The following is a 10,466-nucleotide window of genomic DNA, read 5'->3' as shown; positions in this document are numbered from 1 at the left end:
ACCTTCCAACTAGATACCACACCTCCAAACATAAGCATTACTTCGCCAACTCAAAACCAAATAATCGCAGATGGTTTCACCGTTGTAGTTCAAGCAAAAGACTTTGCAGATCCTTCTCTTGATATTAACTACGTTGTACGATTTGATAACTCCACCATCTTCACAAATGGAACGCTTACAGGATCCGAACCCATATACTCCGGGCTTGTTAACTTTACCCCCTTAGGAAACGCAACAGTGTATAACATGACCCTCTACGTTACGGCAACAGATAATCAAGGAAATAGCAACAGCACAAGCGTAAACTTTAGTGTTAATAACAACCTTCCTAGCTTCTCCTTCGGATTCTTAGAAGCACAAGTGATCACAGGAGACATCACCAATACCAGTTTCGCATTTAACGTATACAATTCAAGCTTGAAAATCATAGGACCTCTTCCAGCAACAACACAAAAATATGCAAGAAGCTTTAGCAATACAACACTTGTCACACACACGTATTCTGATATCATTGATGTTGATCCCTGGGCAGATGGTGTGTACAAAGCAATGTTCACAGCAAGCAACTTGCAAGGATTCTCAGCAGAAAACAGAACATTCATCCTTGACAGAACACCCCCAACAATCACGGCAATAAGCCCCGCAAATGACTCAACCCACCTCACCAATGAAACACTCTCAATAAGGGTGAACAGCTCTGACGCAAACGAGAACACCGTTAAGGTCACCTATCCACTTAATACCACACATAACGCCAGCAAAGAGGTCAACGGATCAACCATCACCACTGATACACTCAACCTCTACGCACTCATTAACACAACAGTCTTCTGGACTGTTAATGTAACTGACAAAGCAGGACAATCCACTGTTGCAACCTATCAATTCGACGTAGAATCAAGCGCTCCTCGCTACATTGGCATCACCGAGAACACGTCAAGAGACGAACAGGACCCCATCATCATTAATCTCTTCGCAGCATTTGAAGATGATGATATCATTAACAATGCAACTGATACACTCACCTTCACACTTGATACCACCCCCACTGCAAATATCAGTGTGGACATTAATAGCACCACAGGTCTTGTAAACATCACCGATCTTGTGGAAGTAAACGTAACAGAAAACCTCACGTTCAGAGCAACAGATCTCTACGGAAAATTCGCAACAGGCAACGTAACCATACACTTCACAGCATCAGACGATAAACCCAAACAAAACGACTCACTCAACCTAGACGTTACTGAGGATACCAACGCTATTGACATAGTAGATCTTGATAACTATTTTGTTGATGGAGATAACGCGCTCAACTTCACCTTTGAGAACATCGCGCCAACACTCATAGGAGACGGCCTCTACGCAAATGTCACTCTTGCAGGAGACCTCCTCTTCACAGCAGTTATTAACATCACAACAAACACGCTCTCCATCTTCCCAGCACCCAACGCTTCAGGAATACAAACCTTTGCCATACGCGCAATAGAAGCAGACGGAGATGGTGATTTCACAACAGGAACAGTCACAGTCAACGTAACTGAAGTAAACGACCCTCCCTTTGCAACAAACGTGGTCTTATCACCACCGTATGTCTCAACACAAAACATGACACTTACCTACACACTAGGAGATGTAGATGGCACAGCATCAAACACCACTATTAACTACACCATCAATGGCGTTGAATTTGTAATGGTTAATGATACCATTCCTAACATTGGGCTCTCAGACGGAGATGTTATTAACGCAACAGTGTACCCCATTGATGATCAAGGACTTGCAGGAACGCCTGTAACATCAAACACAATCATCATTGACAAAACCGCTCCAACGCTTGTAAGCACACTTCCCCAAGGAAACACACTCAACAACACTCTCATTAACTTCACAACAGAAAGCGCATCTTGTAACATCCTGCTTGATGGAACGCTTGTCAATGCAACAACCAACACAACGCAACACACCTACTTCGCATCAGGACTCGCAATAGGAGAACACACAGTAACCAGTACGTGCACTGATCTTGCAGGAAACACAGAAGTTCTTAGCTACAACTTCACCGTACTCCCAACAGCACTTAGCATACTCTCCATAGTTCCCAACGCAACAACAATTATTCAAGGAGAACCAGTAAACATCACTATCACAATAAACACCGTAGAAGCACTAAACGCCTTTGAGATCAACATTACCTCTCCCGTAGGACTTGCAGGGAAGAACACAACACTCACCTTCAACAACACCCAAGACACACAATACTACCTCTTCACTAACACAACAGATCTTGGAGCGTTTAACGCAAGCATTTTTGCAAACATAACCAGTACAAATGCAACTTTTGTAAATGCGACGCTCTTTACCGTCTACCCGCCAGTAAATCAAGAGGTAAACATTAACTAATGAAAAAACACGTCACCTTCGGACTTTGCATAATAATACTCCTCATAGTTCTACCAACACTACTTGCAGAGCCCGTGCACGTTCAAATAAAAGATACTGATTCACCAAGAGAATTCACCAACCAAGTAGTTTCTGGATCCCTTAGCGTAACACTTCCAGAAAAAAATCTTACGCTCATCGTTACCAATCAAGGAGAGAATTTCTCTCTTGAAACAACCTTCACCGCAAGCAACACTACAGCATTTAACATCACTCCGCGTCCAACAAATCTTAGCTGGATAGTCAACACAAGCGAAGGTATAGGAAGTAGTCTTCGCTACAAGCCACGATTAGCATATGCAATAGATGTTAACGCATCAGTAGTAAGCCCCTACATCATCACCTTCAATTACACCGATGTAGAAGGAGATATCAACGACGAAGGAAGACTGCGCGTCTACCAATTCAATTTTAACACAACGGATAACACATCAGACCTCATAGTACAACAACTCTACACTGTAGGAACCTTGCTTTCAGGAGGATCGCTTGTTGTTAACACCACTGCAAACACTGCAAAACTGCAAACAACGCAGCTCTCCCTTTTTGTTCTTGCAGAAGACACCCAAACCGCTTCAGGATCAAGTAGTGGTGGCGGTGGTGGAGGCGGTGGAGGCAGTAGTTCACGCAGCAGTTCAAGTGTTTCCATCACACTCACCCCTGAGGGTGTGACAGCATCACTAGGAGCAAACAGCATTGTTACCCTTATCTCAAGTGCAGGAGTGTATGACTACCGCGTACTCAACCCAAGCACATCATCAGTAATGCTTAGAAGCCTAGGAAGCCAACCAACCATCTACGCCGTAGGATTCGACCAAGAAATAGACCTTAACGCAGATGGCATTAAAGACGTAGTGGTAAGACTTGAAAACGCAGATGCAAATTCCGCACAGATTTTCTTCGCATCAGCAGTACCCCAAAAACGTCCACTTTCAGGATTCACCGTGCCAGCACCCAAACCAAAAGAAGAACAAGAGCCCACTACACAAACACAACCCCCCGCAGTTGTTGTTCCACCAAAAGAAGAACCTGATAATGAACCAGCTACACAAGAAGAGTTTAACATCCTCTGGGTAATACTACCAACCATTGCAATTCTCCTCTTAGTTGTAGTCGCAGTGATAACCTTTGCGCGCAGAAAAACAACAAGCATAGAACAGCCAATAACACCACAACAAGAAATCAAACAACCCTTAGTCATCCCTCGCGAGAGGAAACTTGAAATGGAAAAATTCATCTACCACGGACTCCATCAAGGGCACTCAAAAGAGATTATCAAACAAGCACTCTTACAAAAAGGTTGGCCTGAAGATGAAGTAGATCAGGTTCTAGAAGCAATTGACTTTACCGACGAACATATTGAAAAAGAGAAACTACATAAGCATACCAACGTAGACTACGCCTTGCCTTCCGTACAACGCCTTCTTGCAAAAGGATTTGATGAAGAACACATAAGACAAGCACTTCGCAGAAAAGGCTGGCAAGAAAAAGACATTGACGAACTTTTCAGAAAACTATGAAAATACTCCTACGACCGCAAAAAAAGAAATACATTGAAGACTTAGACAAAGAAGTAACAATAGTAAAAGAAGCGCGTTACGCAGTAGAAGACATATCAAAAGATTTTCACTGTCACGAAGGAATCATCTCAAAAGAAGACTTGCAAAAAACAGGCGTTGTGAAGAGTTCAAAAGGAAAAGAATTTCACATCTTTGAAGGATCCTTTATTGACTCATATCTTCGTCTTAAACGCCAAGCACAAATCATCCCTCTAAAAGACATAGGGTACATTCTTTCCTTTACTGGCATGGGTAAAGATAGCGTAGTTGTAGAAGCAGGAGCGGGAAGCGGAGCAGTCGGGGTGTTCCTATCTCGATTTGTCAAGAAGATGACTGCGTATGACATTAACGATGAGCATATCGCAGTTGTAAAAGACAACATTTCGCGTTTTGGACTTAAGAATTACAAAGTCTACAAACATGATATTTACAAAGGACTTCGCAAAGCCGATGAAAACTGCGATGTACTCATCCTCGACCTGCCCGACCCCGTTAAAGCAGAAACTGCTTGCAAACAAGTAAAAATCGGGGGTTTTATTGTCAATTATAGTCCTATGATTAACCAAGCAATTGAATTTTCGCGCATGATACAAAAAAACACAGACGATTTCTACTATATGAAAACCGTTGCTATCTCAGAAGACGAGTGGGAAATAGACACCTACAAAGCACGACCAAAAAGTAAAAGCAAAATCCACTCAGGGTTTTTGACATTTGCAAGAAGGATATGACCGTGTTTGGAGAAGGAGAAATCAAGCTTCTTTGGCCGTTTTATCTTAATGAATTCTTTAACGGTGTTGGCTCCCTTCTTGGCGCTTATATGATTGTCTATCTGCTTCAGTTGGGTTTCACTATTTTTGAGGCATCTCTTATCTTCTTGGCATATTCAGTATCTGTGCTTTTATTTGATATACCGACGGGTGCGATTGCAGATATTTATGGGAGAAAAATATCTGTCATCTTGAGTTTCTTATCATCGGGGACCCTTATTTTCTTCGCTCCCAGCTTCACATCATTTTGGTGGATGGTTCTTGTTTTTGCCCTCTGGGGATTGTTCATCACACTCTCCACAGGATCTTCTGATGCGTGGGTTGTTGATTACTTAAAATCAAAAAAGCAAACAATCTCTTAGAGAACTATTTTGTTAACTCTACTTGGTTGGGCAACGCAGGATTCATTATTGGATCGTTGTTGGCGGCAAATATTGTTACAGCATTTAGCATGAGTGTGCTTTGGCATGTATCGGGTATCATTATCTTTTTTTCAGGTATGATTCTTTTTTTCGCTCCTGATTGCTCCCCGCGAAAAGAAAAAGAGACTTCTGTGATGAATCAAATGAAACAATCCGTAAACTACGTACGAAAACATCCGACGATCAGACCTCTGATTATTGCAACATTATTTTTTGTTCTTTCTTTATCTATGGTTGGTTTTTTGTTTCAACCATATCTTTTCGAGTTCGGAGTTCCAGATAGTTTCTATGGTTATACTCTTTCTCTAGGAGCCCTTCTAAGTGTCGCAGCACCTATACTTGCAAAGAAAATCAAGCAAAGAATTCGTAATCTCCTTATATATTTTGCAGCAACCATTCTCATCCTTATCTGTGTTATGCTCATAGGAGTTATTACTACAAATCAGTTCATCGCAATGCTTGTTATCGCTTTGGTGTATTCTGCTATGAGCTATCTAACTCCCCTTGAAGAGAACTTCTTCCAACAATTTCTACCGAGTAAGATGCGCTCAACCATCGGCTCAGTTAAAAGTATGGGTGCGGAGATAGCATCTGCAATGGCAATTCTTATTGCGGGGGTACTATCGTCTTTTCTTAGCGTAAGAATGATATTTCTTTTATCGGCAGTATTGCTGCTTCCGACGCTGTTGATTTATTTCCGACTGTCGAAGAATCACACGTAATACCTCTTCCCTTGACTGATTTGTTCTTTATCTTTTTGACTTCCTGGATTGTTTATTCTAGGACGATGTGAATGCTCATCACGTCGCAGAGTAATGTTGAGCTGTTCAAGAAATGTATTCATACCCTCAACCATAGAAAAAGGACCTCTAACAATACCCTTTCGGGAGGGAATGCCGTCAAAAACAATTAATTTTCGCGACAAGTAATCCAAGAAAAGAAGATCATGATCAACAACTAAGCAAGCTTTTTCACGAGTATCCATTACATCAGCAATAACTTTGGATACTATTAAGCGCTGCTCAACATCAAGATACGCTGAAGGCTCATCAAGAAGAAAAAGATCTGCATCTTGAGAGAGGCAATTCGCGATCGCTACGCGTTGCAACTCCCCTCCTGAAAGCTCATTTAACTTTTTAAGCAGCAATTTGTCAATATCAAGAGGCTTCATAATAGAAGCGTGGTATTTCTCATAACGCTCACCAAGAATACTCATCACAACATCATCAGAAGATTCTATGTATTGCGGTTTATACGCAACTTTGACCTTGTTGGTAATCTCACCACTATCTGCTTTGATAACCCCTGCAAGAATTTTCACAAACGTTGTTTTACCAATACCGTTTTCACCAAGAATACCTATGACATCTTGTTCCATTAATTCACCTTCCTGTGCTTCAAGAGAGAAATCTCCAAGACGCTTAGTAATTCCCTTCCAACCAGTAAGATGAACATTGGATTGTTCCTTTTTTACTTGATGCGTTTCAAACTTAATGGGTTTATCACGAATACGCATATTTTCTGCCTTGAGAACACCATCAAGATACGCATTAATTCCGGCCTTACATGCCTGGGGTTTAGAAACGATACCATACGCAGTAGGCTTACCATACACGATGTTGATAAGATCCGCAACGTAATCCAACACGATTAAATCGTGCTCAATTACCATCACTGCGGTTTCTTCATTAACCAGCTCCCTAATGAATTTAGACACAATAACCCTTTGCTTAATATCAAGATACGCAGTAGGCTCATCAAAAATATACACGTTTGCTTGTTTGAGCACAGCAGCTGCAATTGCAATGCGTTGCAATTCCCCTCCCGAAACCTTAGAAATATCCTGATCAAGAACGTTGTTAAGGGATAATTGAGTAATTACCTCGTTAAAACGATTTTCTGTTTGCTGATTTGCACGTTCAAGCAAATCACGAACCCTCCCTTTAAATTGCTGAGGGATTGCTTCAACACTTTGCGGTTTAAAGGATACGACGATATCCCCTTTTCGCATCTTCTCAAAATACAACTGTGCCTCAGTTCCTTTAAAATACTCTATAACGTCGTCCCAAGAGTTCTCCTCTTTCTCATAGTGTCCAACATTAGGGATAAGAAGACCCGCAAGAATCTTAAGTGCTGTTGACTTACCCATACCATTACGTCCAAGCACCCCTACAACAGAACCAAAAATAGGTGTGGGTAAGTTGTAGAGGTGAAAACCATTCCTGCCATACTGGTGAATGGGCTGAGCTGCAAGTTCCTGAGGAAGATTGATAATGTCAATAGCGTCATAAGGACATTTTTGTGGACAGATCCCACAACCAGTACATAAAACCTCATCAATCTCCGCCTTACCATCAGACCCTGCTTTGATACACTCCTCTCCATCACGATTAACAGGACAGACCCGTGCACAAAGATAATTACCGCAACCCACAGGGTTACAATCTTCCTTGCGTACAATAGCAATTCTTGGCATGAGAGAAGCCTCTTAACAGCGTTTAAAAAGATTGTCCTGATTACTAAAAGAAGGGCGGTTAAGGCAGGTAATATTATAAATCTGATAGGCCTAAGAAGGTGTATGGTTGATTATGACTACTCTGAAATTCCTGAAGAGCGGGTAAAAGAAGTATCTAAACCCTTTGAATTTACGGAAGATGAGCGCAACTCCCTGCACGAGATTAAAAAAGTGCTCAAAGGCAAGTGCTCCTATGAACAACTCACAGAGTTCAGAGAATACTTGGAAGGCATTATTGAAAGAGCGCACACAGCACTCCTCAATGCAAGAGAAATGAACTATGATACAACCGATATCGAACTAGACTTACAATTCCTTCGCGATTTAGAAAAAGAAGTGATTAAGAGGCAACATGAAGAAATGTGATATTTGTAAGAAAAAAATAGAAACACAGTACCTTAACAAACCTCTTGGCACTATGATGCGAAAAGACTCAAAAAAACACTGGATTTGCAGTCACTGCCAAGCAGGAAAAAGTAAAGAAGAACTCCTAGATTTGCTCTAAAACACTCTCGATGTTCTGGTCATACCTTGCACAAGACCTAATACGATTAACATGGTAGAGTAGAGGATTTTCTTTTTTAAACCTCTCCAAATGAGGACGAGTATAAATACGATCTTTGAAGAGCTTATAGGTTATTCTGTAACCTTGAGTATATCCTTTTCGCTCCAATGATTCGCAGAACCTCTTATATCGTGTAATCAGACCTTCTTCGGTTTCCAAGCTTGGATCAAAGAACAATTTGTGTTCTCTTGCAGCGGTTACCCCTTTTGCAAGAGTTTCAACAATATCAACAAGTGTAAATGACTCACCCCCCTCTTCAAGTAGTTTGAACACTTTGTGTCCTGCAAGTTGTGATGTGGTAAGTGTATTAAGATGGGTAAATTGAGTATACGTGTATTTCGTAAATTCTTCAAGGGTGTCACAAGGAGGCACGTGCACATCACTTAGTGCAAAAAAAGTCTGGGCGCGAGGAATTCGCCAAAGAGGCTTTCCGCACAGAAGATCCTCCGTTGATCCAATAAAGATACAATACAATTTTTTATCTCTTACCCGGGAGAGCATATACGCACCTTTTCCCAATTTCCACAAAGACCCATCCGTTTTGGTTGTGCCTTCTGGAAGAACACCTAGGTTCACACCCGTGCGCAACGCGGTTTCAAGCTCAGAGTCAAGCACAGCTCTGTTTTGCTCTCTTGCCCTTTGTTTTTCTTCATCTGACGCGAATGCATCATATCTCGTACGTGATACGGTAAACAAAAATTGGTTGAGGAGCGGAATTTTTTCATAGAGCTTTTTGCCCATTACACGTACAGGCTCAGCATGTACAACAAGGTGATTAAGTGCTAGAAGTGTTACGTTATCACGATAACTCTCATGCTTTACAATATAGAGGTGAGGTCTTTTTTCTTCATCAAAAGATGTCACTCCTTGCACAACAAGAGGCTCTGAGAACAAAGGCAGTACCATACGAGCAAGCATGCCAAGACCCTGCTCAATACGAAGGATGCGTCTTACTTCTGGAGTGTAGCGGGGCTTTGGAAGAGTGTAGGCTTCCATGCTCTGTCCTATGGAAAATTTATTTTTAAAATCTGGTGAGAAAAAGTGGCGTTGTTTCGTAATGGAAGAGGGGGAGAAGCCTCAGGAGAGATTCGAACTCTCGACCTGCTGATTACGAGTCAGCTGCACTACCACTATGCTACTGAGGCATGGTGGAGAGTGCAAGAGAGTTCATTTAAAAAGATTACTTTGGCTTCTCATAAAAATGCGCTGCCTTTGCAAATCGAGGTAATCTGAACAACGGACGTATAAATCTTGCAAAGCGAGTACTTCTGCTTGCGCGTTGAGCTCTTGACGTTTCCTTCACACCGGTTTCAATTTCACGAATGATCTGTGCACCTTCTTTTTCAAGCTCAATTCCTCCATGCAACACTCTTTGGGTTCGCTCCCCGATCTCAAGTGAATTACCTAAAAGTGCACGAATACCTTCAATTGTGCGAAAGAGCAAAAAGAAAGGGAAAACTGCAAGAATATCAAGCCAATACTTCCTTAAAAACTTCTTGAGTTTTCTGGTCCTGTACCATTTGAAAGCAAGATCAACAGTAAACAACAAGATGATAGAGTTATCTGCTACGTGGATGAGAGACTCCCACTTATCTGCAAGATGTGGAAACCCCAATTCCACAATGATGATCACAAGCAAAACAATAAGCGCAGGCCAAATCAAGTCATCGACAATACGCTCAAGTTTACGCAGGAGAGGATGCATAGGAGAAGAACAAGATACGTATCTTTATAAATTCTCTTTCTCTCTTCTTCGTATGGCAAAGAGGCGCAACCTCACATTCGCACAACTTACCTGGTATTGCATTCTTTTTCTGGTTCCCCAAGCAATTCTTTTCATAATCGCACTTCATCTAGGTGACGTACTGTCCTCTTATTTTGAGGCATCCCCGCTTATCGTGGCAAAAATACTCATGACGATTTTCACTGTTGCCGTATTTTTTTTCATCATTCCTTATTTGCGCTCACGAGAAAGTGTTGCAGGAATGCGTTATTCTATCATAGCATTTTTTGTTCTTGGAACGGGAGTCACTCTTCCTGGCGCGATTACAGGTCAATCAAATCTCTTATTTCATGTTCCCATTTACGTTGCAAGTTACATTCTTCTCACCTTTATCTACGCTCCAGAAGTTTTGGGTATTGAGCGAAACCTCTCCTTGTGGTTTAAGCATCATCGACAACTCTTTGTTCTTT

Annotated in this window: 10 protein-coding genes and 1 tRNA gene; 7 read left to right on the top strand and 4 right to left on the bottom strand. The window is 41.6% G+C overall.

Going from position 1 to position 10,466, the window contains the following annotated elements:
• From D6774_00965 to D6774_00945, 5 genes are all read left to right on the top strand, one after another.
• A partial coding sequence (locus tag D6774_00965; GenBank protein ID RME78522.1) for a hypothetical protein occupies nt 1-2,403 on the top strand: 2,403 nt, incomplete at its 5' end.
• Entirely contained in the window at nt 2,403-3,962 is a 1,560-nt protein-coding gene (locus D6774_00960) for a hypothetical protein (protein RME78521.1), read from the top strand. The genes D6774_00965 and D6774_00960, both read left to right, overlap by 1 nt.
• Nucleotides 3,959-4,732: a methyltransferase domain-containing protein gene (locus tag D6774_00955; GenBank protein RME78520.1), complete on the top strand. Its 774-nt coding sequence runs from the start codon at nt 3,959-3,961 to the stop codon at nt 4,730-4,732. The genes D6774_00960 and D6774_00955 overlap by 4 nt, the downstream gene beginning before the upstream one ends.
• On the top strand, nt 4,729-5,133 hold the full coding sequence (locus tag D6774_00950; GenBank protein RME78519.1) for an MFS transporter: 405 nt from the start codon (nt 4,729-4,731) through the stop codon (nt 5,131-5,133). Before D6774_00955 ends, D6774_00950 begins: the two co-directional genes overlap by 4 nt.
• Nucleotides 5,109-5,915: an MFS transporter gene (locus D6774_00945; GenBank protein ID RME78518.1), complete on the top strand. Its 807-nt coding sequence runs from the start codon at nt 5,109-5,111 to the stop codon at nt 5,913-5,915. The genes D6774_00950 and D6774_00945 overlap by 25 nt, the downstream gene beginning before the upstream one ends.
• Here D6774_00945 and D6774_00940 read toward each other — a convergent pair.
• A complete protein-coding gene (locus D6774_00940) occupies nt 5,906-7,669 on the bottom strand; it encodes a ribosome biogenesis/translation initiation ATPase RLI (GenBank protein RME78517.1) in 1,764 nt (587 codons plus the stop codon). The two genes, D6774_00945 and D6774_00940, sit on opposite strands and share 10 nt — an antisense overlap.
• Nucleotides 7,670-7,771: 102 nt before the next feature.
• Here D6774_00940 and D6774_00935 point away from each other — a divergent pair, with 102 nt between their 5' ends.
• The gene (locus D6774_00935; protein RME78516.1) at nt 7,772-8,074 is read left to right on the top strand and encodes a hypothetical protein; all 303 of its coding nucleotides are present in this window, start codon (nt 7,772-7,774) and stop codon (nt 8,072-8,074) included.
• A gap of 124 nt (nt 8,075-8,198) precedes the next feature.
• Here D6774_00935 and D6774_00930 read toward each other — a convergent pair whose 3' ends face one another.
• The 3 genes from D6774_00930 to D6774_00920 all read right to left on the bottom strand — a co-directional run bounded on the left by D6774_00930 (nt 8,199) and on the right by D6774_00920 (nt 9,978).
• Nucleotides 8,199-9,269 carry a hypothetical protein gene (locus D6774_00930; GenBank protein RME78515.1) on the bottom strand — a complete coding sequence of 357 codons (1,071 nt, stop codon included), beginning with the start codon at nt 9,267-9,269 and terminating at the stop codon, nt 8,199-8,201.
• Nucleotides 9,270-9,346: 77 nt separating this feature from the next.
• Nucleotides 9,347-9,418: transfer RNA gene (locus tag D6774_00925), tRNA-Thr, on the bottom strand.
• Between the two features lie 35 nt (nt 9,419-9,453).
• Nucleotides 9,454-9,978, bottom strand: coding sequence for a hypothetical protein (locus D6774_00920; GenBank protein RME78514.1), 525 nt, complete (start codon nt 9,976-9,978; stop codon nt 9,454-9,456).
• 52 nt (nt 9,979-10,030) lie between these two features.
• Here D6774_00920 and D6774_00915 point away from each other — a divergent pair.
• On the top strand, nt 10,031-10,466 hold a 436-nt coding region (locus tag D6774_00915; protein ID RME78513.1), incomplete at its 3' end, for a hypothetical protein.

This window comes from Candidatus Woesearchaeota archaeon, from assembly GCA_003695435.1.
Taxonomy (GTDB): Archaea; Nanobdellota; Nanobdellia; order Woesearchaeales; family UBA11576; genus J101.
Note: the sequence above shows the minus strand (reverse complement) of the source record. Positions and strands in the feature narration are given on the sequence as shown.